This is a genomic window from Klebsiella sp. JB_Kp031 (genome assembly GCF_040064295.1).
GTDB lineage: Bacteria > Pseudomonadota > Gammaproteobacteria > Enterobacterales > Enterobacteriaceae > Klebsiella > Klebsiella quasipneumoniae.
The window spans coordinates 226094-251725 of record NZ_JBEAJW010000023.1 but is presented as its reverse complement, the minus strand read 5'-3'; the positions used below and the strand labels follow the sequence as shown (position 1 = coordinate 251725).

Annotated in this window: 24 protein-coding genes and 2 pseudogenes; 15 read left to right on the top strand and 11 right to left on the bottom strand. The window is 58.6% G+C overall.

The window, feature by feature from the left end:
* The first annotated feature begins 347 nt into the window (after positions 1 to 347).
* From ABLV64_RS09275 to ABLV64_RS09260, 4 genes are read left to right on the top strand one after another with little or no spacing between them, the layout of a single operon-like run.
* Complete coding sequence (locus tag ABLV64_RS09275) at positions 348 to 1868, top strand: amino acid ABC transporter permease/ATP-binding protein (RefSeq protein ID WP_023318097.1); 1521 nt, start codon at positions 348 to 350, stop codon at positions 1866 to 1868.
* Positions 1869 to 1894: 26 nt separating this feature from the next.
* Positions 1895 to 2767: a phytanoyl-CoA dioxygenase family protein gene (locus tag ABLV64_RS09270; RefSeq protein ID WP_348843358.1), complete on the top strand. Its 873-nt coding sequence runs from the start codon at positions 1895 to 1897 to the stop codon at positions 2765 to 2767.
* Positions 2768 to 2790: 23 nt separating this feature from the next.
* Positions 2791 to 3621, top strand: a complete 831-nt coding sequence (locus tag ABLV64_RS09265; RefSeq protein WP_004204023.1) for an ABC transporter substrate-binding protein — start codon at positions 2791 to 2793, stop codon at positions 3619 to 3621.
* A gap of 5 nt (positions 3622 to 3626) precedes the next feature.
* The gene (locus tag ABLV64_RS09260) at positions 3627 to 4358 is read left to right on the top strand and encodes a class II aldolase and adducin N-terminal domain-containing protein (protein WP_126066024.1); all 732 of its coding nucleotides are present in this window, start codon (positions 3627 to 3629) and stop codon (positions 4356 to 4358) included.
* Positions 4359 to 4376: 18 nt separating this feature from the next.
* On the opposite strand, the gene ABLV64_RS09255 is transcribed toward ABLV64_RS09260, so the two are convergent.
* Together ABLV64_RS09255 and ABLV64_RS09250 are read right to left on the bottom strand one after the other, a co-directional pair.
* Entirely contained in the window at positions 4377 to 5267 is an 891-nt protein-coding gene (locus ABLV64_RS09255; protein ID WP_043522039.1) for an oxidoreductase, read from the bottom strand.
* Positions 5268 to 5391: 124 nt separating this feature from the next.
* Complete coding sequence (locus tag ABLV64_RS09250; RefSeq protein ID WP_348843359.1) at positions 5392 to 6891, bottom strand: aldehyde dehydrogenase family protein; 1500 nt, start codon at positions 6889 to 6891, stop codon at positions 5392 to 5394.
* Between the two features lie 235 nt (positions 6892 to 7126).
* Between ABLV64_RS09250 and feaR the strand changes: the two genes are divergently transcribed.
* Positions 7127 to 8029 carry a transcriptional regulator FeaR gene (gene feaR / locus ABLV64_RS09245; RefSeq protein WP_032455921.1) on the top strand — a complete coding sequence of 301 codons (903 nt, stop codon included), beginning with the start codon at positions 7127 to 7129 and terminating at the stop codon, positions 8027 to 8029.
* On the opposite strand, the gene ABLV64_RS09240 is transcribed toward feaR, so the two are convergent.
* From ABLV64_RS09240 to ABLV64_RS09230, 3 genes are read right to left on the bottom strand one after another with little or no spacing between them, the layout of a single operon-like run.
* A complete protein-coding gene (locus tag ABLV64_RS09240) occupies positions 8030 to 8353 on the bottom strand; it encodes a YdbL family protein (RefSeq protein WP_004204018.1) in 324 nt (107 codons plus the stop codon).
* Positions 8354 to 8360: 7 nt separating this feature from the next.
* Positions 8361 to 8546: a YnbE family lipoprotein gene (locus tag ABLV64_RS09235; protein WP_004204017.1), complete on the bottom strand. Its 186-nt coding sequence runs from the start codon at positions 8544 to 8546 to the stop codon at positions 8361 to 8363.
* On the bottom strand, positions 8543 to 11182 hold the full coding sequence (locus tag ABLV64_RS09230) for a YdbH family protein (RefSeq protein ID WP_064177901.1): 2640 nt from the start codon (positions 11180 to 11182) through the stop codon (positions 8543 to 8545). The genes ABLV64_RS09235 and ABLV64_RS09230 overlap by 4 nt, the downstream gene beginning before the upstream one ends.
* Positions 11183 to 11388: 206 nt before the next feature.
* Between ABLV64_RS09230 and ABLV64_RS09225 the strand changes: the two genes are divergently transcribed.
* From ABLV64_RS09225 to hslJ, 3 genes are all read left to right on the top strand, one after another.
* Positions 11389 to 11889, top strand: a complete 501-nt coding sequence (locus ABLV64_RS09225) for a DedA family protein (protein ID WP_004204015.1) — start codon at positions 11389 to 11391, stop codon at positions 11887 to 11889.
* Positions 11890 to 12037: 148 nt separating this feature from the next.
* Entirely contained in the window at positions 12038 to 13027 is a 990-nt protein-coding gene (locus tag ABLV64_RS09220; RefSeq protein ID WP_004204014.1) for a 2-hydroxyacid dehydrogenase, read from the top strand.
* A gap of 123 nt (positions 13028 to 13150) precedes the next feature.
* Positions 13151 to 13591: a heat shock protein HslJ gene (gene hslJ / locus ABLV64_RS09215; RefSeq protein ID WP_348843360.1), complete on the top strand. Its 441-nt coding sequence runs from the start codon at positions 13151 to 13153 to the stop codon at positions 13589 to 13591.
* Between the two features lie 31 nt (positions 13592 to 13622).
* On the opposite strand, the gene ABLV64_RS09210 is transcribed toward hslJ, so the two are convergent.
* Positions 13623 to 13886: a DUF333 domain-containing protein gene (locus tag ABLV64_RS09210; RefSeq protein ID WP_004140155.1), complete on the bottom strand. Its 264-nt coding sequence runs from the start codon at positions 13884 to 13886 to the stop codon at positions 13623 to 13625.
* A 361-nt stretch (positions 13887 to 14247) separates the two neighbouring features.
* On the opposite strand from ABLV64_RS09210, the gene nifJ reads away from it, so the two are divergent.
* On the top strand, positions 14248 to 17775 hold the full coding sequence (gene nifJ, locus ABLV64_RS09205; protein ID WP_017898746.1) for a pyruvate:ferredoxin (flavodoxin) oxidoreductase: 3528 nt from the start codon (positions 14248 to 14250) through the stop codon (positions 17773 to 17775).
* A gap of 357 nt (positions 17776 to 18132) precedes the next feature.
* Positions 18133 to 19257 (top strand): porin OmpK37, encoded by a 1125-nt coding sequence (gene ompK37, locus ABLV64_RS09200; protein WP_023318087.1) that lies wholly within the window; start codon positions 18133 to 18135, stop codon positions 19255 to 19257.
* Here ompK37 and ABLV64_RS09195 read toward each other — a convergent pair.
* Positions 19245 to 19403: a hypothetical protein gene (locus tag ABLV64_RS09195; RefSeq protein WP_153245201.1), complete on the bottom strand. Its 159-nt coding sequence runs from the start codon at positions 19401 to 19403 to the stop codon at positions 19245 to 19247. The two genes, ompK37 and ABLV64_RS09195, sit on opposite strands and share 13 nt — an antisense overlap.
* Here ABLV64_RS09195 and ABLV64_RS09190 point away from each other — a divergent pair.
* The 3 genes and pseudogenes from ABLV64_RS09190 to ABLV64_RS09180 all read left to right on the top strand — a co-directional run.
* A complete protein-coding gene (locus ABLV64_RS09190; protein WP_004203998.1) occupies positions 19402 to 19614 on the top strand; it encodes a KTSC domain-containing protein in 213 nt (70 codons plus the stop codon). The genes ABLV64_RS09195 and ABLV64_RS09190 overlap by 2 nt on opposite strands.
* Before the next feature lie 81 nt (positions 19615 to 19695).
* Positions 19696 to 20130, top strand: a complete 435-nt coding sequence (gene uspF, locus ABLV64_RS09185; protein ID WP_017898748.1) for a universal stress protein UspF — start codon at positions 19696 to 19698, stop codon at positions 20128 to 20130.
* Between the two features lie 327 nt (positions 20131 to 20457).
* Positions 20458 to 20625 (top strand): annotated as a pseudogene (locus ABLV64_RS09180) (SOS response-associated peptidase); the annotation flags it as partial.
* Positions 20626 to 20916: 291 nt separating this feature from the next.
* Here ABLV64_RS09180 and ABLV64_RS09175 read toward each other — a convergent pair.
* Positions 20917 to 21174, bottom strand: coding sequence for a bacteriocin immunity protein (locus ABLV64_RS09175; protein WP_025999099.1), 258 nt, complete (start codon positions 21172 to 21174; stop codon positions 20917 to 20919).
* Positions 21175 to 21671: 497 nt separating this feature from the next.
* Positions 21672 to 21992, bottom strand: coding sequence for a TonB family protein (locus ABLV64_RS09170; protein WP_071996700.1), 321 nt, complete (start codon positions 21990 to 21992; stop codon positions 21672 to 21674).
* Between the two features lie 446 nt (positions 21993 to 22438).
* Here ABLV64_RS09170 and ABLV64_RS09165 point away from each other — a divergent pair.
* Both ABLV64_RS09165 and ttcA read left to right on the top strand, forming a co-directional pair.
* A pseudogene (locus ABLV64_RS09165) lies at positions 22439 to 22873 on the top strand (tyrosine-type recombinase/integrase); the annotation flags it as partial.
* A 48-nt stretch (positions 22874 to 22921) separates the two neighbouring features.
* Entirely contained in the window at positions 22922 to 23857 is a 936-nt protein-coding gene (gene ttcA / locus ABLV64_RS09160; RefSeq protein ID WP_043522055.1) for a tRNA 2-thiocytidine(32) synthetase TtcA, read from the top strand.
* A 45-nt stretch (positions 23858 to 23902) separates the two neighbouring features.
* On the opposite strand, the gene dbpA is transcribed toward ttcA, so the two are convergent.
* A complete protein-coding gene (gene dbpA, locus ABLV64_RS09155) occupies positions 23903 to 25276 on the bottom strand; it encodes an ATP-dependent RNA helicase DbpA (protein WP_004203986.1) in 1374 nt (457 codons plus the stop codon).
* A gap of 14 nt (positions 25277 to 25290) precedes the next feature.
* On the bottom strand, positions 25291 to 25485 hold the full coding sequence (locus tag ABLV64_RS09150; RefSeq protein WP_071592553.1) for a hypothetical protein: 195 nt from the start codon (positions 25483 to 25485) through the stop codon (positions 25291 to 25293).
* Between the last annotated feature and the right edge of the window lie 147 nt (positions 25486 to 25632).

Sequence of the window (25632 nt, the reverse complement as noted above, 5' to 3'; positions counted from 1 at the left end):
GGCACGGTTTATTTCCGCTTTTGCACCATCATGCAACACGCTGCACATTGAGCAGGCAGCGGTCGCCCCAGTTTCGCGCAAAATAACCTGTCTGCATAAAATATCGTTATTCAATTGCAGCTATTGTTTTTAAATTGTTTACGCAAAGTATCCTGATAATCACTTTAAATTCCATATCGTTAATAACGCTGTATAGTTTTTTTAAACTTAGAGACCAAAAATTTACTAATTGCCTCTGAAAGCATCCCGCCAGCATAGTGTATTCGCACGATGAACACCGGCGGCTCCCCATTAATGCACAGCCGAGCCGCTTTCATTTAGGTTAATTATGACGAGTGAAATAGCCCATGACGTTTAACTGGAACTACATGTTAAGCCTGCTCAGCGATGCCGATTTTTGGTGGGCCACCTGGACCGTCATTAAATTAAGTTTGCTGACCTGGGGCTGCAGTATTGTGCTCGGCTTTATTCTGGCGCTGGCTAAACAGTCGCCGCGCGGCTGGTTATCCACCCCTGCCCGGCTGTATATCTGGTTATTTCGCAGTATGCCGCTGCTGGTCCTGCTGATTTTTGTCTACAACATGCCGCAGGCGCTGCCCTCCTTCGCGCCGGTGCTGAACGATCCCTTCTGGGCCGGCCTGCTGGCGATGGTCCTCAGCGAAGCGGCCTATATTGCCGAGATCCATCGCGGCGGGCTGCTCTCCATCCCCCGCGGGCAGAGTGAAGCCGCGCGGGCCCTGGGTTTACGCTACGCCGGGATCCAGTGGCGGGTGATCATTCCCCAGGCGCTGCGCGTCGCCCTGCCGGCGCTGGCCAATGAGTATATCGCCATCGTGAAGCTCAGTTCGCTGGTGTCGGTGATCTCCCTGACCGAAATATTGATGGTCGGCCAGCAGCTCTACTCGCAGAACTTTCTGGTCATGGAGACCATGACCGCCGTGGCGTTTTATTACATCTTTATCGTCACGGTGTTCGATTTTCTGCTGAAACGGCTGGAGAACTACCTCGATGTCACCCGACGCGACACCGCCCGGCCGGTGGATGCCGAGATGCAGCAGTTGGCGACCGCCCGTCGCCCGGCGATGGCGCGCAGCGTCTCCCAGGGCCAGGAGCCGGCGCTGCAGGCCTCTAAGCTGCATAAGGCCTACAATAATGTCGAAGTGCTGGGGGCGGTGAGCCTGCAGATCCAGCCCGGCGAAGTGGTCTCGGTTATCGGCCCGTCGGGCTCGGGGAAAACCACCCTCATTCGCCTGCTAAACGGTCTTGAGCAGATCGATAACGGCGAAATTCAGATTAACGGCCAGCCCTTTATTCATCTCGACCGTCAGGGGCAGCAGAAGCCGCGCTTTATGGAGAATGCCGAACACCGTCTGAATATCGGCATGGTGTTCCAGAGCTTTAACCTGTTCCCGCATCTGACCGTGTTCGGCAATCTGCTGCTGGCCCCGCGCTATCACCATCTGGCGAGCGACGCGGAGCTGCGCCAGCACGCCTGCGAGCTGCTGCACAAGGTGGGCATGCTGGAACACGCCTGGAAGTATCCGCACCAGCTCTCCGGCGGTCAGCAGCAGCGGGTGGCGATCGCCCGCGCCCTGATGATGCGTCCGCAGATCATGCTGTTCGATGAGCCCACCTCGGCGCTGGATCCGGAAAAAGTGAATGAGGTGCTGCAAGTTATCGAATCCCTGGCCCACGAAGGCATCACGATGGTCATCGTCACCCACGAGATGAACTTCGCCTTCAAAGTGTCTGACCGGATCGTGTTTATGGAGAAAGGCCGGGTGGTGTGCGATGACACGCCGCAGGCGATGCGCAGCGGGCAACACCCGCGGGTCGAGGCCTTTCTGAAAGATGTTTCTCTGGCTTAACTATCGGGACGTGAAGAGGAAAAACTATGATTGCGCAGTGGCAAATTGAGCAGTTTCATCAGCAGGGTTATCTGGTGGTCGAAGGGGTGCTTTCCGCCGCCGACATCGCCACGCTGCAGAGCGATTTCGACGGCTGGGTCGAGGAGAGCCGCCGTCACGCGACGGCGTGGGGAGAAACCCTTGACGGGCGGCCGCGTTTCGATATCGAACGCGACCATGCTCCCGACCATCCGTCGCTGCGCCGGGTCGCCTCCCCGACGGAGATCTCCGAGGCCTATCGCCATACTGCGCTGAATTCGCGGATGGCGACCATTGCCGCGCAGCTGATCGGCGGCAACGGCACCCGTTTTCACCACAGCAAAATTAACTCCAAGCTGCCGCACACCGCCACCGAGGTGAAATGGCATCAGGATTTCCTCTTCACCCCGCACAGCAATGACGACATTATCACCGCCCTGCTGATGGTCAGCGAGGTGACGCCGGAAAATGGCCCGCTCAATGTGGTGCCGGGCAGCCATCAGGGGCCGCTGTGGTCCCACTGGCAGGAGGGTCGCTTCACCGGGGCGGTGGATGACGAGGTGGTGACGGCTCACCGCCAGCAGCCGCAGGCCTGTTTTGGCCCGGCGGGCTCAGTCTGCTTTATGCATACCCGCCTGCTGCACGCCTCCAGCCCCAACGAAACCGCCCTGCCGCGCACCCTGTTCATCAGCGTCTACGCCGCCGAGGATGCGCTGCCCTTCGGCGAAAACCCGCTGCCGAGCCGCCATGCCGGCCAGCTGGTGGCCGGGGAAGAGAGCGGTCTGGTGCGCAGCACCAATAACCAGCTTCGCCTGCCGCAGAAGCCGCGCGGCGCTTCGTTTTTTGTTCAGCAGGCCGGTGCCGATCGCGCCAGCATGTAATTCGCCCACACTCCGGAGGTTTTATGACACGCTTTTTCGCACCACGCCCGCTGGCTCTGCTGCTCTGCGCAGCGGGGGCTCTGACATCCCTGAACGCGCTGGCCTTCCAGCAAAGCGGCAAGATCACCGCCGGTTCGGACATGACCTTTTTCCCTTACGAGTACATGGAGAACAACAAACCGGCGGGGTTTGATATTGAACTGCTCGACGGTCTGGCGAAGAGCATGGGCCGCGAGGCGGTGAATATCGACACCCGCTTCCCCAACCTGATCCCCGGACTGCAGGGCGGGCGCTTCGATATCACCAACTCGTCGATGTACATTACCGCCGAGCGCCTGAAGGTGATCGACATGGTGCCGTACCTGAAAAGCGGGGAAGCGATCCTCGCCCGCAAAGGGAGCGACTACCAGCCCAAGACGCCGGAAGACTTCTGCGGGCATAAAATCGGCTCGATGGGCGCCACCTCGTGGCTGGCGCAGTTGCAGAAGCTTTCCGCCGACTACTGCGTGAAGAAAGGGCTGAAGCCAATTGCGCTGAGCGTCTATACCACCGACCCGCAGACCACCCAGGCGCTGCTGTCGCGCGCAGTGGATGCGCAGATCACCGACGCCGCCGTGGCGCGCGGGGTGGTGGAAAAGCTGGGCGACCGGGTGGCGATCTCCTCTGACACCCTGATCTATCCGGTGCTGAACGGCTTTGGCGTTAAAAAAGGCAACACGGAGGTGAAAACCGCCCTCGAACAGGCGCTGAAAAAATACAGCGCGACGCCGGAATATGCCGCCTTGCTGAAGAAATATCACTTCCAGGCGCCGACGGCAGAGGATCTGCAGACCCTGATGCCGAAAGCGGAGTAATGCCCATGCGCGATTCCGATGAAGAGCAGATCCGCATCGACCTGGCGGCCACCTTTCGCATCATTGCCCATCTCGGCATGCATGAGGCGGTGGCCAACCATTTCAGCGCCGCGCTCTCCGCTGACGGGAAAACGTTTTTACTCAACCCGAAGTGGAAACACTTTTCGCGCATCCGCGCCAGCGATCTGCTGGTGCTGCACGCCGATGATGAACGTTGCGCCGCGCGACCTGACGTCGATGCCACCGCGTGGGCCATTCACGGGCAGATCCATCAGCGACTGCCCGACGTGCGGGTGGTGCTGCATCTGCACCCGGTGTACACCACCAGCCTCGCCTGTCTGGCGACGCCGCAGATCCTGCCCATTGACCAGAACACGGCCCGCTATTTTAACCGGGTCGCCGTCGATACCCTGTACGGCGGGATGGCGGACACCGCGGCAGAAGGCGCCCGGCTGGCGGGGCTGCTGGCGGATAATCGCCGTCTGCTGATGGGCAACCATGGGGTGCTGGTGACCGCCCCGACTATCGGCGAAGCGTTCGACGATATCTGGACCCTGGAGCGCGCCTGTCAGATCCTGATCACCGCCTGGTCAACCGGCCAGCCGCTGAAGGTGCTGTCGGACGCGGTGGCGGAAAAAACCGCCCAGGACTGGGAGAAAATTGCCGATTTCTCCCGGCAGCACTTTGCCGAGATGAAGCAGTTGATGATCGACCTCGATCCCTCCCTGGTGGATTAACCCCGCGCCAGCCCGGGGTCAGCCCGGGCCGTCGCTGGCCGCCGCCAGCAGCGGCACGATGATATCGCTGAGCGGCGTCGGTATGCCGTGTTGACGCCCGCGACGCTGTACCACCCCGTTACGAATATCCCACTCCAGCGGTCGGCCATGCAGGCGATCGATCATAATAGAGGTGCTTAAGTCGGCAGGCGCCCGATGAAAGCCGGCGATGATCTCCTCCGGCACACTGTCGCTCAGGACGGCCCCTTCCGCCCGCGCCACCTGCAGGCATTCGCGCAGATAGGCCAGTCCGAGGGCGGTGATCTCCTCCCGGGCGAACATCCCGGCGCGTCGTCCGGTCAGCACCATCAGTCCGGCGACGGCGTTCTGCAGCAGTTTACGCCAGGCGACGCTGGTAAAATCCGCCGCCAGCTCCACCGCGCAGTGGGTTCCCGCCAGCGCCTGCTGCACCCGCTCCGCCCCCGGCAGATCCGGCAGCGTTAGTCGCGGCGCGGCGCGCAGCCAGACCGAAGCATCGGCGTCGCGCTGCGCCGGAAACCAGACCACCGACGGCAGCACCGTCGCGCCGCCGGTCAAAGGGGCAAACTGCTGGCGCTGCTCGACGCCGTTTTGCAGCACGCACACCACGGTGTCTGGCGAACACAGGGCCGCCAGCCACGGGGCGATGGCCTCCGTCTGGGTGGCCTTCACCGCGACAAACACCAGGTCGAAGGGGGCGGCTATCGCCGTCGGGTCGGTGAGCACCGGGCCGGGCACCACGATCTCACCCTCATCAGTGCGCAGCACCAGAGACGAATGGGCAGTGCGCCCGCAGACCACCGGCGCCCTCCCCACCGCAAACAGGGCGGCGGCGATCGTGGTGCCGATGGCGCCGGGACCAATTAGTGCAACCTCAGGAAATGCTGTCATGCCGAAGACCTCCTCATCATCCACCGCCCTGCGCGGGCAAAGATTGCCCTCCACAGTAGCGAGAAAGACCGGAGGTCGGCAAGCGGGACGTCGGGAAAAGCGATGCGCCTTCCCCGACGGAGGGTTAGTAACGCACGCAGACGGATTTGGTTTCGCACCAGCCGTCGAGCCAGTCCGGGCCGAAATCGCGACCGGTGCCGGACTGCTTCATGCCGCCGAACGGCAGGTTGGCGTCAATCAGGGTATGGCTGTTGACCCAGACCGTCCCGGCCTGCAGGCGGTCGGTATAGTTGAGAGCCTGGGTCAGGTCGCGGGTCCAGACGCTGGCGGTCAGGCCAAAATCGCTGTCATTGGCCAGGCGCAGCGCCTCCTCGCCGTCGGCCACCCGCACCAGGTTCACCACCGGGCCAAACACCTCCTCGCGGGTAAGGCGCAGCCCGGCGTCCGGGTTGACCACCAGCGTCGGCGGAATATAGTACCCCCCGGCATCCGGCCCGGCGCTGCCGCTGATAAGCTCCGCCTTCTGCTGTCGGGCCTCTTCAAGGTAGGCCGCCACCTTGTCGCAGTGGGCCCGGGAGACCACCGGGTTGATCTGCGCCGTCTCCAGCATCCCCGGCCCCACCTGCAGCGATTTCACCGCCTGCTCGAAGCCGCTGACCAGGGTGTCAAACAGCGGCGCTTCAATGTAGATCCGCGAGCTGGCGGCGCAGACCTGCCCCTGGTTAAGGAAGCTGCCGGTCATCAGCCCCTCAATGACCCACTGGGGATCGGCGTCTTTAAGCACAATCGCCGGGTTCTTGCCGCCCAGCTCCAGCGTCACGCGGGTCAGGCGGTCGGCGGCCACCCGCGCAATCTGTTTCCCGGTGGCCGTCGAACCGGTAAAGCTCACCTTCGCCACCTGCGGATGGGCGGTCAGCGCCGCGCCGCAGCCGGCGCCGCTGCCGGTGACCACGTTGAACACCCCGTCAGGAATGCCCGCCTGGGTCGCCAGCTCCGCCACCCGCAGCAGGGTCAGCGGGGTGGTTTCTGAGGGTTTAATGACGATCGAACAACCCGCCGCCAGCGCCGGCATCACCTTCCACATACCGATCATCAGCGGGAAATTCCACGGAACGATGCCCGCCACTACCCCCACCGGCTCTTTTTGGGTCCACGCCTGATAACGCGCCCCTTGCGGGAACGGGATCGAGACGTCCAGCGTCCGGCCGCTGATTTTGGTGGTCAGCCCGGCGGTGTAGCGCATCCAGTTCAGGGTGCAGCCGACCTCGAAGGCGCGGGAGATGGCGATGGATTTACCCTGCTCGAGGGTTTCCAGCTGCGCCAGCTCCTCGCCGTGCTGCTCCACCAGATCGGCAAAGCGCAGCAGGATGCGCTCGCGGTCGGCCGGGGTGCGCCCGGCCCAGCGGCGGTCGACGAAGGCACGCCAGGCAGACATCACCGCCCGGTCAACATCCGCCGGGCTGGCGTCGGCGGTGGTGGCGATCGCCTGCCCGGTGGCCGGATCCCAGACGGTTAACCGGTTTTCGCTCTGCGCGGCGCAGGGGGCGCCGTCGATATACAGGCCATGCTGACGGTCTAAAAACTGCTGGACGCTGGCAAGCAGCGCTATCTGAGAGGTGGACATACCCTTTCCTTATTCTTCGCGGATAGTGCTTTCAGTCTATGTCCGGTTGGCGGCTGGCGCTTTTTTCTCTGTGACATTCGTTTGCGCCGCTGTGACAGTCGCCGCAATTCCGTCGCCTGCCCTGACAGAAATGTGCCGCAGGTAATAGTTCTTTCATATACCCGACATCGCGCCCTTGCCTGAGGCGGCATAAATGCAACAATGCAGAAACATTATTATTACAGGAGAAGGGCGAATGATGACCACGGCTGAGGGGGGGCTGGCGTACCAGCGCTGGCTGGCGACGATCAATCAGGTCTGCGGCCATTTCGCCGCCCGGCCGCTGGAGGGCCGCTTTCACGGCGAGATTGACGCCCGCTACGCCGGCAGCCTCAAGGTCAGCACGGTCACCGCCGCCGGCGTCAATCTCTACCGCACGCGCAATGAGATAAAACGCGATAACGACGCCTGGTTCTATACCGTGTTTCAGCTCGCTGGCGAAGCGGTGATCGAACAGGACGATCGCCAGGTGACCCTGGCGGCGGGGGATATCACGTTGATCGATGCCGCCCGCCCGTGCTCTATCGTCTGGCAGCAGACCTCGCGTCAGGCTTCGCTGCTGCTGCCGCGCCAGCGGGTGGCGCCGACGGGCGAGATAGTCACCGCCTGCCGGCTGGATAAGTCTCTGCCGATGGTGCAGCTCAGCCAGCGACTGCTGCTGGAGAGTATGGGCGGCACGGCGCTCTCCGCCAGCGAAAGTGAAGCGGCGCTGGAGGCGATCGCCTGCCTGTTGCGCCCGGTGCTGCGCCAGCGTGAGCCGACCCCGTCCCGGCGGGACAAGCAGTTTCAGAAGATAATAGCGTTAATCGACGCATCCATTCAGTCGGAGCATCTGCGGCCGGAGTGGCTGGCCAGCGAGATGGGAATGTCGGTGCGCAGCCTCTATCGGCTGTTTGCCGACAAAGGGCTGGTGGTGGCGCAGTATATTAAGAACCGGCGGCTGGATCTGTGCGCCCGGGCGTTACAGGACGTCCACGATGACGAAAAGCTGGCGGGGATCGGCTACCGCTGGGGCTTCAGCGACCATAGCCATTTCTCCACCGCCTTTAAGCAGCGCTTTGGCGTCTCGCCGGGCGAATACCGCAAGCGCTGCCGCTAATTATTTGCGCAGCCACTGGCCGTTTAGCCCCTGAACGTACTCGCCGGGTTGAGCGCGGGCCACCAGCTTCTGTCCGGCCATTTTCGCTACCTCATCCACCGGCAGATTGTTGTCATCCGCCAGCTGCTGGTAGCTTTCACTGCGCGCGGCGTTGATCTGTTTCACCAGCGCCAGCGTCTCTTTATCCTGACGCAGCGGCGCCAGATAGCCGTTCAGCGTCTCCCCCACCCGCCCCTGCTGGCGCGCTTCGCTCAGGGTTAACGCCAGCGCGGGCGCGCTGAGCAGAGTCAGCGCCAGCGCCGCGGTTAACAGTCGTTTTCTCATCGTCGCCTCAGAACAAATCGCTGCGGGATTTCAGCAGGTTTTCCACATCCTTATCGACCTTGATATGGATCTCATGCTCAATTTTGACATTCATATTGATGGTGATGGGCTCTTTCGACGCCGCAATTTCGATACGCGGCGTACAGCCGGCGAGCAGCATCGACGCCACTATGGCCAGTAACAGCTTCTTCATTTAGGTTCCTTACATGTCTTACCGTCCGTACAGCGCCGCACGGGCAGCGTGGCATTTTGCTCAAGCCACGCCTGTAAATTGTCGCCGAAGCGTAAACTGCGCCACAGATCGAAAATATTCTCCTCATGAGCGTAGTTTAAATGCACGGTACTGCTTTTCCCGTCCACCCGGCTGGTGCCGTTGATGGCGGCCTTAAGCGTCAGCACGCCCAGATTGTTCAGGTTAATCTGCGTCGATGAACGGGAGATCTCCATATAGCGCAGCCAGTTGATCGCCGCCCCGGCGGAGACGTTGTCCGCCACCAGCGCATCGGCGGTGTCTTTATCCAGCCGCAGGGTCATCGGTCCGTCATTGCGCAGCCAGCCGTCGTGGATAATCCATTGATTGTTCTCCAGCCACAGCGGCAGCGCGCCGCTCACCGCCCCGGACATGGCGAACTGCTTCACCTTGACCGCGCTGGTCAGTTCGCTGCTGGAGATGTGCTGCAGACGGATCAGCGCCGGGTCACGCTGCGGCATGCGCAGCTGCAGCAGGGTCAGCTTGCCGCCTAACAGGTCGACGCTGACGTCGCTAAGCTGCAGTGGATTGGCCTCGCTCCACGGCCAGGTGCCCTGCAGGTCCGCCGTCAGGTTGCGCGCGGTGACCTGGTTGACGATTTCGCCAATGCGCAGGGAGACCGGACGGCGGGTGCCCAGCTGCCAGTGGCCGTCGCTGAAGCGGAACGGAAGAACGAAGTCGACGCCGTTGATCTGGTTATCCGGCATCCAGGCGCTGCCGCCCTTCAGGACGCCATGGCCGCCTGCCTCAAATCCCTGCCCGGCTGCCGCCGAGAAGGCCACCTGCGCATAGAGACTGCCTTCGCGCAGGTTCATCTTCCAGTCCGGCGGCACCAGCGGCTGGAATACCGTCAGCGACTGTTTTGGCCACCACGCCTGGCCGCGCAGCCGTTCGCCATCCCAGCGCCCGGTCAACCGCACCGGGCCAATGGTGTCGGCGTGCAGCGCGCCGGTGAACTGGAACCACGTCGGGTCCCGGCCGTCGAGGGCGAATTTCAGCGTCGACGCCGGAAGATAGCTGCCGCCGGTGAAGGTAGTTTTTGCCGCATCCAGCGACAGCGCGCCGGTCAGCCGAGGATGCTCAGCATCGCGCAGCCAGCGGATCGGCTGCTCGAGGGTCAGACGCGGCGTGCTGACCCGCATCGTGCCGTACTCGAGCTTGTCGAAACCCGTGGAGAGGCTGCTCAGCGTAATGGCATTGTCCCGCCACTCACCGCTGCCCTTCACATCCCAGCGCGCCTGCATAGGCGTGAAATGCCCCTCGCCCCAGTAGCGCCACTGCCAGCGGCCGCTGTCGGGCAGAAAATCGTTCGCCAGACCGTCCAGGTGCAACGTAAAGTCGCCCATCTGCTGCTCATGGGCGCGGAGGATCGCCTGCAGGCGGCCATCGACGCCTTGCTGCGTGACCTTTACCCCGGCCAGCGGCCAGCGAATTTCGTCAATGTTCAGCGCGTCGATCACCCGCCCGCGCGAACGCAGTAGCGCCCCGGGGTGAAACGCCAGCTGCGGGCTGACCAGCGACCCGCTGAGCTGGGCCGGCAGCGCGGCGTAAAAGATCATCTCCCCCAGCTTGGCCTCGCCGGTGAGTCGCAGCGGCAGGTCGCTGTTATCCATGCTCAGCTTGCCCGGGCCGATATTCAGCACCGCGTTGCCTTTTCCGGCATGCCCCTCGGTGAGAACATTCAAGCGACCGCTGACGATCATCTGTTCCGTGCCCTGCTGCCAGTTACCCACCGACAGCGCCACGCGGCCGCTCAGCGGATACGCCTCGTAGCGGGTGCGCCAGCGGCCGTCGCTGATGGTGATCCGCTCCGGAGTGATCTCCCACGGCAGGTCGAGAATGGGCTCCACCTCGCCGCGCGGGGTGACCAGCAGCTGGCCGCGATTATGCTGCCACGTCAGCTCGGCATCGATCCATTCCGCAGTCTGCGGGAATTCGAAGGTGCCCTGCATCTGGCCATCGACCGGCAGGCCATCCGGCACCAGCGGCAGATGGAAGGTACCCACCAGCTTCACCGGCGGCTGATCGTCAGCCAGCCGGGCGCTGAACTGGCTGACGGTAAGCGCCTGGCCGCGCAAGCGCGCCTGCAGGCTCAAATCGTTACCGGCAAAGCCGATATCCTGCTGCGCAGGGGTCAGTGACATCACCAGCCGCCCCTGCCATTTTTCCCACGGCGACAGCCGCAGGTTATCAATAGTTAACCAGCTGTAGGGCAGCATCGATTGCCATTCGGCAAGGGTGCGCGGCGATCCGGGCGTGGGATCGCTGGCCGGCAGTTTGCTCAGGCAGGCGCTGTTGATCTCCAGTTGGTCAATATGCAGCCGCCAGCGGCTGGGGCGCGAGAGACGGGCATCGGTCACCCTGGCGAGTTCACACTCGCCCACCAGATAGCGCAGATCGGGGATCAGCAGGGCGGAACGCGTAAGACGCGGGCTCTCCTGCATAGCGATATGAGTGCCCACGGGCAGCCAGATGCCCGCCAGCGTCGGCACCCAGTGGGTCAGCGTCAACAGCAGGGTTAGCGGCAGTAACACCAGCGCTAACACCAGCGCGATGGCGGCTTTATATTTACCCTTCATGGGCAGTTAATATCCTGATTCAACATAAGTAAAAGCCGAAAGGCGCCCATTGTGACACGTTCGACCAGTGAGTGAAAGTTTGCGACCTGTTAAAGCATAGTTGCCAGCCGGTATCGCGGCGCGGCGATCGGCCGTCACCATTTAACTTTTGTTTAAGCACCCCCTGCCACACTCCAGAAAGATAGGTATTGCTTGCGGGAGAGACGGTGTCGTTAATTATCTCGCTCATTGAGAGCGCACAGGGCCACTATCCATTGGTATTACTGATGGTTTTCTTGCTCACTTTCACTAAATCCTGCGCGCTGGTGTCGCTGGCCATCCCGGGCACCTCCGGCCTGCTGCTGCTGGGGACATTCGCTTCCGCCAGCCTCGGTCATTTCCTGCTAATGTGGTCCAGCGCCAGCCTCGGCGCCATCGGCGGATTCTGGCTCTCGTGGTGGTTGGGCGTTCGCTATCGTCACCGCCTTACGCAGTTACGCTGGCTGACCGCCGAGCGGCTGGCCCGCAGCCGACTCTTTTTTCAGCGCCGCGGGCTGTGGGCGGTCTTTTTCAGCCGCTTTCTCTCTCCCCTGCGCGCCACCCTGCCCCTGGTCAGCGGCGCCAGCGGCCTGCCGCTGTGGTCGTTTCAGCTGGCTAACGTCAGCTCCGGTCTGCTGTGGCCGTTTCTGCTGCTCTCCCCCGGCGCGTTAAGCCTGAGTTTGTGGTAAAAAAAACTTTGTCTTTCAAAGAGATTCCTCAAATCCGCGATATGCTCTAGAATTAGGATAAGCACCTGCCATTTAAACTATTTTTTAATAATTGTACGATTATTTTAAATATGCTACCGTGACGTTATAATCACTGGAGAAAAGTCTTATGAAAATCGCGGTTTACAGTACGAAGCAGTACGATAAAAAGTACCTGCAGCACGTGAATGATACCTACGGCTTTGAACTGGAATTCTTCGACTTCCTGCTGACAGAGAAAACCGCCAAAACCGCCAACGGTTGCGAAGCGGTATGCATCTTCGTCAATGACGACGGCAGCCGTCCGGTGCTGGAGGAGCTGAAGGCCCACGGCGTGAAGTATATCGCCCTGCGCTGCGCCGGGTTTAACAACGTCGACCTCGAGGCGGCGAAAGAGCTTGGCCTGCGCGTCGTGCGCGTCCCGGCCTACTCGCCGGAAGCGGTGGCTGAGCATGCGATCGGCATGATGATGTCGCTTAACCGCCGCATCCACCGCGCCTACCAGCGTACCCGTGATGCTAATTTCTCCCTGGAAGGCCTCACCGGTTTCACCATGTATGGCAAAACCGCCGGGGTGATCGGCACCGGGAAAATTGGCGTGGCGATGCTGCGGATCCTCAAAGGTTTTGGCATGCGTCTGCTGGCGTTCGACCCGTACCCAAGCGCCGCCGCGCTGGAGTTGGGGGTGGAATATGTCGACCTCGCCACGCTGTACAAGGAGTCGGACGTGATCTCCCTGCACTGCCCGCTGACCGACGAAAACTACCATCTGCTCAATCGCGGGGCTTTCGATCAGATGAAGGACGGAGTGATGGTGATTAACACCAGCCGCGGCGCGCTGATCGACTCCCAGGCGGCCATCGATGCCCTGAAGCACCAAAAAATTGGCGCGCTGGGGCTGGACGTTTATGAGAACGAACGCGATCTGTTCTTCGAAGACAAATCCAACGACGTGATCCAGGATGACGTCTTCCGTCGCCTCTCCGCCTGCCACAACGTGCTGTTCACCGGCCATCAGGCGTTCCTCACCGCCGAGGCGCTGATCAGCATTTCGGAGACCACCCTGGGCAATCTGCAGCAGGTCGCCAACGGTGAAACCTGCCCGAACGCTATCGTCTGATTCCTTTCCCTTTTGTGCTCCTCTCCCCGGGGGGAGCACATTCAGATAATCCCCACAGATCCCCGCTGCGATACCGTTACACTGGCTTTGTTTTATTAGTAATGTGAATGTTTTGGAGTGAAAATGAACAAATTTGCGGCATTACTGGCGGCAGGGTTGCTGCTGTCCGGCTGTGTCTATAACAGTAAGGTGTCCACCGGCGCGGAACAGCTACAGCATCATCGTTTCGTGCTGACCAGCGTCAACGGCCAGGCGGTAAACGCTGGCGACCGGCCGCTGGAGCTGAGCTTCGGCGAGAAGATGGCTATTACCGGCAATATGTATGTTTCGGGCAAGATGTGCAACGGCTTCAGCGGGGAAGGTAAGGTGTCGGACGGCGAGCTGAAGGTCAAATCGCTGGCGATGACCCGGATGCTGTGCCACGATGCCCAGCTTAATACCCTTGATGCGACCATTGGTAAGATGCTGCGCGAGGGCGCGCAGGTCGATCTGACGGAAAACCAGTTGACGCTGGCGACCGCCGACCAGACGCTGGTCTATAAGCTCGCCGACCTGATGCACTAGCCGGCGTTTTGAGCCCGCTGCGGGGCTGCCATTAATAGCCGCAGCTTCCGCCCGCCAGCGCCTGCTCGCTGCAGCGTTTACCGTTCGGCAGCGCGCACATGCCAATCGCTGAACCATCGAGCTGACGAGCCACCGATAACGAGCCGCCTATCATGGCGCAGTTGGCCTGACCGGCGTCGCTCATCGCCGCCCGCATTCCTGGCGTGACGTGCGCCGCCGTGGCCTGCTGAACGGGTTCACTACTGCACGCCGACAGCAACAGCGCCGCACACCCCACTAACATCGCAGCTCGCATTTTCTCTCCCCTCGGAAACGTCTTAAAAAGCAAACCCAAGAATAATAGGCAGCGTGGCGCGCGGCGTCGAGAGGTGAAGTACGTATTTATGCGTCTCATTAACATTTTCTAGCAAATTTCTGCGTAAAGGTTGATCTGCACCGGGATAGTCACCGGGCGATGGCTCGCCTTCACGTCCAGAAAAGTTACTTTCTCCGCGAACTGCGCAAAATATTGATCTGGTCACGGGTAGCCGTCGTATTGAGGACACAAATGCAAAAATGGCGGCGCCAACGGTTTGCTAAACTACCTCTTATATAATTACAGGGCGCGTCGCGGTTTCACGCGTCCATTCTTTTGCGCAATGTAAGGGTGTCTTCATATGATTACGATTGATGGTAATGGCGCGGTCGCTTCCGTCGCGTTTCGCACCAGTGAAGTTATCGCCATCTACCCGATCACGCCCAGTTCAACGATGGCGGAACAGGCTGACGCCTGGGCCGGCAATGGGCTGAAAAACGTCTGGGGCGATGTGCCACGCGTGGTAGAAATGCAGTCGGAGGCAGGCGCCATTGGCGCCGTACATGGCGCGCTGCAGACTGGCGCCCTCTCCACGTCCTTTACCTCATCGCAGGGCCTGCTGCTGATGATCCCCACGCTGTACAAACTGGCCGGCCAGCTGATGCCGTTTGTCCTGCACGTCGCCGCCCGCACCGTCGCCACCCACGCGCTGTCGATCTTCGGCGACCATTCCGATGTGATGGCCGTGCGTCAGACCGGGTGCGCCATGCTGTGCGCCAGCAGCGTTCAGGAAGCGCAGGATTTCGCGCTGATCTCGCATATCGCCACCCTGCAAAGCCGGGTGCCGTTTATTCATTTCTTTGATGGTTTCCGCACTTCGCACGAAATCAACAAAATCGCCCCGCTGGCGGACGACACGATTCGCGCCCTGCTGCCGCAGGAGAAAATCGCTGAGCATCGCCAGCGCGCGCTCAATCCGGAACACCCGGTGATCCGCGGGACCTCCGCTAACCCTGACACCTACTTCCAGTCGCGGGAGGCCACCAACCCGTGGTACGACGCGGTTTATGATCATGTCGAGAAAGCGATGGATGACTTCGCCGCCGCCACCGGCCGCCAGTACAAACCGTTTGAGTTTTACGGCCATCCGCAGGCGGAACGCGTGATCGTCATTATGGGCTCGGCCATCGGCACCTGCGAAGAGGTGGTCGATGAACTGCTGAGCCGCGGCGAGAAAGTCGGCGTCCTGAAAGTGCGCCTCTATCGCCCATTCTCCGCCGCCCACCTGCTGGCAGCGCTGCCGGAGAGCGCCCGGGCGGTGGCGGTGCTGGATCGCACCAAAGAACCTGGCGCGCACGCGGAGCCACTGTATCTCGACGTGATGACCGCCCTGGCGGAAGCCTTTAACCGCGGCGAGCGCGAGACGCTGCCGCGGACCATCGGCGGCCGCTACGGTCTCTCTTCCAAGGAGTTCGGTCCGGAATGCGTGCTGGCGATATTCCATGAGCTGCAGGCCGCCCAGCCGAAGCCGCGCTTTACCGTCGGCATCTATGACGACGTGACCAACCTGTCGCTGCCGCTGGGCGAAAATACTCTGCCATCAGAGGCCAAGCTCGAAGCGCTGTTCTACGGCCTCGGCAGCGACGGCAGCGTGTCGGCCACCAAAAACAATATCAAAATCATCGGCAATTCCACCCCGTGGTTCTCCCAGGGGTACTTTGTCTATGACTCAAAGAAGGCGGGCGGCCTGACCGTCTCCCATCTGCGGGTCAGCGAAAAGCCGATTCGTTCTTCGTATCTGATTTCGCAGGCCGATTTCGTTGGCTGCCACCAGCTGCAGTTTATCGATAAATACCAGATGGCCGAGCGGCTGAAGCCCGGCGGCATTTTCCTGCTCAACACGCCGTACAGCGCCGATGAAGTCTGGTCCCGCCTGCCGCAGGAAGTGCAGGCCACCCTGAATCAGAAAAAAGCGCGTTTTTACGTGGTCAACGCGGCGAAGATCGCCCGCGAATGTAGCCTCGGGGCGCGCATTAATACCGTGATGCAGATGGCGTTCTTCCATCTGACTCACATCCTGCCTGGCGACAGCGCGCTGGCGGAACTGCAGGCGGCCATCGCCAAAAGCTACAGCAGCAAAGGCCAGGAGCTGGTGGAACGCAACTGGCAGGCGCTGGCCCTGGCCCGCGAATCGCTGGCGGAAGTGCCGCTGCAGCCGGTGAATGCCAACAGTCCGAACCGCCCGCCGGTGGTCTCCGACGCCGCGCCGGATTTCGTCAAAACGGTCACCGCCGCGATGCTGGCCGGTCTCGGCGATGCGTTGCCGGTCTCCGCCCTGCCGCCGGACGGCACCTGGCCCATGGGCACCACGCGCTGGGAGAAACGCAACATCGCCGAAGAGATCCCCATCTGGAAGGAAGCGCTATGTACCCAGTGCAACCACTGCGTCGCCGCCTGCCCGCACTCGGCGATCCGCGCCAAAGTGGTCGCACCGGAAGAGATGGAGAACGCCCCTGCCAGTCTGCACTCGCTGGACGTCAAGTCCCGCGATATGCGCGGGCAGAAATACGTACTGCAGGTCGCCCCGGAAGACTGCACCGGCTGCAACCTGTGCGTGGAAGTGTGCCCGGCAAAAGATCGCCAGAATCCGGAGATCAAGGCCATCAATATGATGTCCCGCCTGGAGCATGTGGAAGAGGAGAAAGTGAATTACGATTACTTCCTCAACCTGCCGGAAATCGACCGCAGCAAACTGGAGCGTATTGATATCCGCACTTCGCAGCTGATCAGCCCGCTGTTTGAATACTCCGGCGCCTGCTCCGGCTGTGGCGAAACGCCGTATATCAAACTGCTGACCCAGTTGTATGGCGACCGGATGCTGATTGCCAATGCCACCGGCTGCTCATCCATTTACGGCGGCAACCTGCCCTCGACCCCGTACACGACCGACGCCAACGGCCGCGGCCCGGCGTGGGCCAACTCGCTGTTTGAGGATAACGCTGAATTCGGGCTCGGCTTCCGCTTAACCGTCGATCAACATCGTCAGCGCGTGATGCGCCTGCTGAGCGAATTCGCCGACCAGCTGCCGGCAGAGCTGAACGCGGCGCTGCATGCCGAGGCGACGCCGGAAGCGCGCCGTGAACAGGTGGCGGCCCTGCGCCAGGCGCTGACCGGCGTGCAAGGCGCTGAAGAGCTGCTGACCGATGCCGACGCGCTGGTGGAGAAATCCGTCTGGCTGATCGGCGGCGACGGCTGGGCCTACGATATCGGCTTCGGCGGCCTGGATCATGTGCTGAGCCTGACGGAAAACGTCAACATTCTGGTGCTGGATACCCAGTGTTACTCCAACACCGGCGGCCAGGCGTCAAAAGCCACCCCGCTGGGGGCGGTCACTAAGTTTGGCGAGCACGGTAAACGCAAGGCACGCAAAGATCTTGGCGTCAGCATGATGATGTATGGTCATGTCTATGTGGCGCAGATTTCGCTGGGCGCGCAGCTGAACCAGACGGTGAAAGCGATTCAGGAAGCGGAAGCCTATCCGGGGCCGTCGCTGATCATCGCCTACAGTCCTTGCGAAGAGCATGGCTACGATCTGGCGCTCAGCCACGATCAAATGCGTCAGCTGACCGCCACCGGCTTCTGGCCGCTCTACCGCTTCGACCCACGTCGGGCGGAAGAAGGCAAGATCCCGCTGGCGCTGGACTCTCGCCCACCGTCAGACGCCCTGGCTGAGACGCTGCTCAATGAGCAACGCTTCCGTCGCCTGAACGCCCAGCAGCCGGAAGTGGCGGAGCAGCTGTGGAAAGATGCTGCCGCCGACCTGCAGAAGCGCTACGACTTCCTCGCCCAGCTGGCTGGCAAAGCGGAGAAATCACCGAGCGAGAGCTAAGGTTATTTTCCATCCCGCAGCCATAAAAAAAGCCCGAACATGAAGTTCGGGCTTGTCGTTTTACCGATAACAAAATCATTCCGCAGAATGAGACGGCAAATAAAAATGCTTGGCATGACAATAAAGGCATATAACGCTCGAATAATACGCGATCAAACTGAATATGTATAATTTTTATTTTGTATATTAGTTGAAGATGTATTCATCATAATTATCACCATTACTTCAGTATTATTTTATTTAGATTTTACTTATATCGTAACAATTGAGTCTTACCATATCTCAGACCGCTCCTTTAGCATGAGTTCACTTCCTTCCCGGAAGCTAAAACATAAAAACAGTTAAAGGAATTTCTTCATGAAAAGAAAAGTACTGGCCCTCGTTATTCCGGCTTTATTAGCCGCTGGCGCCGCACATGCGGCGGAAATTTATAATAAAGACGGAAATAAATTAGATGTCTATGGCAAGGTAGACGGTCTGCACTATTTCTCCAGCGACTCGAAAAAAGACGGCGACCAAACTTACGTTCGCTTTGGCTTTAAAGGCGAAACCCAGATCAACGATATGCTCACCGGTTACGGCCAGTGGGAATACAACGTTCAGGCCAACAATACCGAAAGCGCCGGCGATCAGGCGTGGACCCGTCTGGCCTTCGCCGGTATCAAAGTGGGCGATTACGGTTCCTTCGACTACGGTCGTAACTACGGCGTGCTGTACGACGTCGAAGGCTGGACCGATATGCTGCCGGAGTTCGGCGGCGACTCTTACACCTATGCGGATAACTTTATGGCAGGCCGCGCCAACGGCGTCGCGACCTACCGTAACAGCGACTTCTTCGGTCTGGTAGACGGTCTGAACTTCGCCCTGCAGTATCAGGGTAAAAACGAAGGCCAGAACGCCCAGGACATCAACGTCGGCACCAACAACCGCAGCAGCGACAGCGATGTTCGCTTTGACAACGGCGACGGTTTCGGTCTCTCTACCTCCTATAACTTCGGCATGGGCATCAGCGCGGCAGCGGCCTACACCTCATCTGACCGTACCAACGACCAGATGACCCAGACCAACGCCCGTGGCGATAAAGCTGAAGCCTGGACCGCTGGCCTGAAGTACGACGCCAACAATATCTACCTGGCGACCATGTACTCTGAAACCCGCAACATGACCCCTTACGGCAACGACGGCGTGGCCAACAAAACGCAAAACTTCGAAGTCACCGCTCAGTATCAGTTCGACTTTGGTCTGCGTCCGGCTATCTCCTATCTGCAGTCCAAAGGCAAAGATCTCTATAACACCGGCAGCTACGCCGATAAAGATCTGGTCAAATATATGGACGTCGGCGCCACCTATTACTTCAACCGTAATATGTCCACCTACGTTGATTACAAAATCAATCTGCTGGATGACAACGACAGCTTCTACAAAGACAACGGTATCTCTACCGACAACATCGTCGCGTTGGGCCTGGTTTACCAGTTCTGATGCGCCAGCCCGCCGGTTCCGGCGGGCTTTCTCTCTCTTTGCATCGCACCAGCTAAAACAAAACAATATATCCCACCGCTTAAAATAGCCGTCCATTTAGTGATATAGTCGTGCTCAGTCAGTGCCTGCCCGAGGACGTCCATCATGCATCATCACCCGGTAAAATCTTCCCGAATTATCTCTGTCGCCTATGATGACGCTTCCGCCACGCTGGAAATTTGTTTTTATCACCAGCCGCCGTTGCAATATACCGGCGTTCCACCGCGTATTTTTCGTGACTTTTTACAGGTGGTGTCAAAGGGTCGCTTTTATGACGGCGTGATAAAGGGAAAATTTCCCGAACACAAGTCACGTTAATGTCAAAGTGTGACTGCGGTCATGATACAAAACGTGCCATAATGCCGTACAATATGAGGGGATACTTAAACAGGAGGTTTTATGAGCAGAATGATTCTTGTCCCCATCGATATCTCTGATAAAGAATTTACTGAACGCATTATCAGTCACGTTGAATCGGAAGCGCGGATTGACGACGCTGAGGTCCATTTCCTCTCCGTTATCCCTTCCCTGCCTTATTATGCCTCACTGGGAATGGCCTATACCGCCGAACTGCCTGGTATGGATGAGCTGCGTGAAGGAACGGAAACGCAGCTTAAAGAACTCGCGAAACAGTTCTCTATCCCGGAAGATCGGAAACATTTTCACGTTGCCGAAGGATCGCCAAAAGATAAGATCCTGGCCCTCGCCAAGTCGCTACCCGCCGACCTGGTGATCATTGCTTCGCACCGGCCGGATATTACCACCTATCTGCTGGGCTCCAACGCCGCCGCGGTGGTCCGCCACGCCGAGTGCTCGGTGCTGGTCGTTCGCTAACGCCTCAGCCCGCCGCCCGGCGGGCTTTTTATTTTTACTTCTGCCCCTGCCCGCAGCGGAAAGTGCCGGAAAGATGCTGACATTCCGCCCCTGAATCCGTACCATACACGCCACGGTTGTCTGTCAGACCTCATTAATTGCTACGCGCCAGCGCCACGTTGTCCAGCGGCTGGCAGAACGCGTGCTCTTCTGATGCCACACTATGAATTGAGCCACTATTACATGCTGCAAAATCAAGAAATCAGTAAAAATGTACAACACCAATAAGTTGTGCCCCCTCCAACCAACTGAATTTATTTTATATTTACATACAGCCAGCCCCCACAGCGCCGGCCGCTGGTCCTGGTACCTGAATCCCCCCGGGAATGGATGAGGCAGGCTATTCGAGGAAAAGAGGTGAATGAGATAATTGCAGATGGTGCGGTACCTGCTGATCATTTCACATGGCACCCCGTTTTCCGAGCGGTGGACAACGTTAGGAATCAGGGGGCGTAATTGATTGAGGCTATTAAAATCCAATAACCTGATAATACCCGCACTATGCTGAAAGCAGACCTTGGTGTTCTGCTTGCCTTTTGCTTCGGGAATGCCCTCAAAGCGCATAAGTTAAGGAAGTTGCTCAGGCTCCGAGGACATCTTTAGGGCTGGTTGATAAAAAATCAAAATTGTGAGCTACTTTCATCGATAATAAATTCAACGTAATAAAAAACCGCCGGCGCGAGTTTCAATCAGAAGTCATCTATTATCACGTTAAGATAGTTAAGATAACGCAACTGTACCGATCAGCTACTCTTTGAAACCAGGCTTGCCATTCCTGGCCCGCCATTCTTTCACTTCCTTAACAACCCTTTCCGGACTATCCTCTCGGCCCTTTGGAGGATAGAAAATTACATCAGAACCATCAGGGTGTTCAGTGATACGTTCAAACTCTAAAACATTTTGCACATCTTCATCTTCGGTTGTATTATCCGGATTAAATATCTTTTTCACAAAAGCTAAAAACTCAGATTCGGTGTAATCAGAAATGCTTTTTTTATTGTCCATCATTTACCACCATTGCTTAGTGAACTTCGACATGGCTTTTTGTGCATCATAACTCTCCAGTTCTCAATACCATACACATCACCGGTATTTTAATAGCTTTTGCGTGTTCTAATTCATGTTTAAGCCTTCCCCCGACATGCTCATTTTACGAATGAACGACCATGTTTCTTACTTGATACCCCCTAAGCTAGCTTGTCAAACCGCTCAGTTAGCTCAGTGGTATCAGAAACCGCCTTCCTGAAAGCTCTCCGAATGAATGAAAGTTCGAAAACTCACAGCCACGAAATTTTTCAGCAATCACACTGGGAACAGGAGAGCCTAACTCGTCTCCAGTTTTTTTTCAGCCAACCATGACTAACCTGCTCCCCTTAACCAGTGATTTTGCCAGGTAAATCTCTAGAGCTTGCCAACATAACATCACTTGGCTCGACTCCCATTGCAAGAGCATCAGGCTGCTAGATCTCTCAGTACACAAAATCCAGGTAGGCTAGCAGTATTTACGGTTGAGATGGACGAAATCTTATTGTTCCACGCGCAATGCCTGGCTTTCCGGGCTCATACTTGCATTTTCTCATTGCTGATCTTGTTTCTCTAAAAAAGATCTCAGCACCAGTTGTCTCAACAGAAGTTACTTCCCCTTTTTCATTTACTGAGGCAGCGTAATTTACAGTGCCACTAATCCGATTAGCCATGGCAGAAACTGGATAATAAGGATTAGGGCAACTTATCCGCACAGGCACAACTTCTTCTTTATTTTCTGCAGCAAGTGCCAAGTTTGATATAAGAACAGCGCAAACCAGAAGTAATGTTTTTTTCATAACCGATACCAATTGTTGTTTTCCTTATGTCTATAGATCTCTAATACGCCTTTTTCATGCAACGCCGGAGAATGCGGCTCCACTTCTACATCCCCGCTGGTATGGAGGGGATTATATATCACAGCCGGGTTAGCTGCGCGCTTTGCGTTCTGCGGGGGATTGAGGCATCGCCATTCTTCCGCAGGGCTACTCCTTCCCTATAACGCTTCCATTCACCTATATTCCATTAAAAAATGAGGAGTTTCGACTTATCATTTAGGGTCAAGTAAAGTAAACACCTCTCTTACAGCCAGATTTCCAATCTTATGTGAGACCCAAAACCCGGCACTGATTGCCGGGTATTTTATTGCTTCCCAGGTGCTTTTACGGTTTCTCACGCCCGGCACATCTCCGGCGAGTTACCTCTCACCAGCGCCTCAGCAAAAGGCCTCGGTATGGCATTAGCAGCAGGAAACCGGACGATACAATTGCTCGGCCCTGCCCTGGACGCGCTCAAAGCGCAGCATGAACTGACAGCTGGACATCCGGTCGCCACTATCACGTTTCACCACAGGGAATACGGCTCAAGCGAGGAACAGAATTTGCGACTTGTTTTCATGCCGCGGAGACGGAAAGGCGAGCAAAAACCCTGCTACTCGCACAGCAGCATAGGCAGCAGATGGGAAGCTGCAGTAAAACGCGCTGGCATTCGCCGCAGGAATCCGTACCATACGCGGCATACTTTTGCCTGCTGGCTCCTGACGGCTGGCGCAAACCCGTCTTTTATAGCCAATCAGATGGGGCATGAAAACGCGCAAATGGTGTACGACGTTTATAGTACATGGATAGAAGAAATGAACGGCGACCAGGTTTCTATGTTGAATTCCCGGCTTGGGCTTTAACACGTTTTGCCCCCTATATGCCCCTTTAAGATTTTGAGAATGTTAATAATGCAAGAAAATCAAGAACTTACAAAGAAAGAGAAATACAACATCGATAAGATGCAGAAACGTCTGCGCCGCAACGTCGGTGAGGCGATCGCCGACTTCAATATGATTGAAGAGGGCGACCGCATTATGGTTTGTCTGTCAGGCGGCAAGGACAGCTATACCATGCTGGAGATCCTGCGTAACCTGCAGAAAAGCGCGCCCATCTCCTTCTCGCTGGTGGCGGTGAATCTCGACCAGAAACAGCCTGGGTTCCCGGAGCATATTCTGCCGGCGTATCTTGAGCAGCTGGGCGTTGAATATAAGATTGTTGAAGAGAACACCTACGGCATCGTCAAAGAGAAGATCCCGGAAGGGAAAACCACCTGCTCGCTGTGCTCTCGCCTGCGTCGCGGCATTCTCTACCGTACCGCCACCGAACTTGGCGCCACCAAGATTGCCCTCGGCCATCATCGCGACGACATCCTGCAGACGCTGTTCCTGAATATGTTCTACGGCGGCAAAATGAAAGGAATGCCGCCGAAGCTGATGAGCGACGACGGCAAACACATCGTTATCCGCCCGCTGGCCTACTGCCGCGAAAAGGACATCGAGCGCTTCTCCCAGGCCAAGGGCTTCCCGATCATTCCTTGCAACCTGTGCGGTTCGCAGCCTAACCTGCAGCGCCAGGTGATCGCCGATATGCTTCGCGACTGGGATAAGCGTTATCCGGGACGCATTGAAACCATGTTTAGCGCAATGCAGAACGTGGTGCCTTCGCACTTGAGCGACGTTAATCTGTTTGATTTTAAAGGCATCACCCACGGCTCCGAGGTGGTGGACGGTGGCGATTTAGCGTTTGACAGGGAAGAGATTCCCCTGCAGCCTGCCGGCTGGCAGCCGGAGGAAGAGGACGCCCGGTTGGATGAGCTGCGTCTGAACGTAGTGGAAGTGAAGTAACCCGCAAGCGTCTCAGGCCGCCGCCTGAGACGCGCTATGCTGCCCTTACTTCAGCAGTCGTACGCGGCAGGCTTTGCCTTTGATCTTGCCGTTTTGTAACTGCTTATACGCCTTCTGCGCCATATTCTGGCGGATCGCCACATAGACGTGGGCCGGGTGGACGTTAATTTTGCCGATATCGGCGCCATCAAATCCCATATCACCGGTCAACGCCCCCAGCACATCCCCCGGGCGCATTTTCGCCTTTTTTCCGCCGTCGATGCACAGCGTCGCCATCTCCGCCGTCAGCGGCGTGATAGCGTTACCCGCCGGCGCCGGCAGCCAGTTGAGGGATAACTGCAGCATGTCGGCCAGAATGGTGGCGCGCTGCGCCTCTTCCGGCGCGCAGAAGCTGATAGCCAGACCTTGTTCGCCGGCGCGGGCGGTACGGCCGATGCGGTGCACATGCACTTCCGGATCCCAGGCCAGCTCGAAGTTCACCACCAGCGCGAGAGATTTGATGTCCAGGCCGCGGGCAGCGACATCGGTCGCCACCAGAACCCGGACGCTGCCGTTCGCGAAGCGCACCAGCGTTTGATCGCGGTCGCGCTGCTCGAGGTCACCGTGCAGCGATAATGCGCTCTGCCCGGCGGCGTTGAGCGCATCGCAGACCGCCTGGCAATCGCGCTTGGTATTGCAGAACACCACGCAGGACGCCGGCTGATGCTGGCTGAGCAGACGCTGGAGCAGCGCAATCTTGCCGTGGCGGGAAACTTCAAAGAACTGCTGTTCGATAGCCGGTAACGCATCGACGCTGTCAATCTCAATCGTTTCCGGATGACGCTGCACCCGGCCGCTGATCGCCGCGATTGCCGCAGGCCAGGTGGCGGAAAACAGCAGCGTCTGCCGGTCAGCCGGCGCGAAGCGGATCACCTCGTCGATGGCGTCGCTGAAGCCCATGTCGAGCATGCGGTCCGCTTCATCCATCACCAGGGTCTGCAGCGCGTCGAGAGAGACCGTCCCCTTCTGCAGATGATCGAGCAGACGGCCCGGAGTGGCGACGATAATATGCGGGGCGTGCTGCAGTGAATCGCGCTGGGCGCCAAACGGCTGCCCGCCGCAGAGCATCAAAATCTTGATGTTCGGCAGGCAGCGCGCCAGACGGCGCAGCTCGCCGGCAACCTGATCGGCCAGTTCGCGGGTCGGACACAGCACCAGCGACTGGGTCTCAAAGCGCGACGGATCGATATGCTGCAGCAGACCCAGCCCGAAGGCGGCCGTTTTTCCGCTGCCGGTTTTTGCCTGCACGCGCACATCTTTCCCCGCGAGGATCGCCGGCAGGGCGGCGGCCTGAACCGGCGTCATCGACAGATAACCCAGCTCGTTAAGGTTGGCTAATTGGGCGGCAGGTAAAACAGTCAGGGTAGAAAAAGCGGTCACAATGTATTCTCGTATTAAAGGACAGACGATCTGCAGGCGCGTATCCTCGCAGATCTCCGCGCCTGATGCGACAATTTAATCGGCTCTTCATCAGGCGGCGGATCGGGCTGCGGCTGCGGACGCGGTCGTGGATCGGGTAAAGGAACCGGATCGTTCGGCTCGGGCGAGATGGGGATAGACTGGGCTGTCAGCCCTGAAGCGTAATGCATAGTGGCCTCCCGGAAAGTGATACGGGCGTACCCGCAGGCGTAAACGGCCTGAAGACCGTCGGGTGTCTTAGTAAGCGTAGAAGCTGGTCAGGAGAGCGCAAAAAAAAAGCCGACTCAACAAAGTCGGCGTCGTACGAATCAATTGTG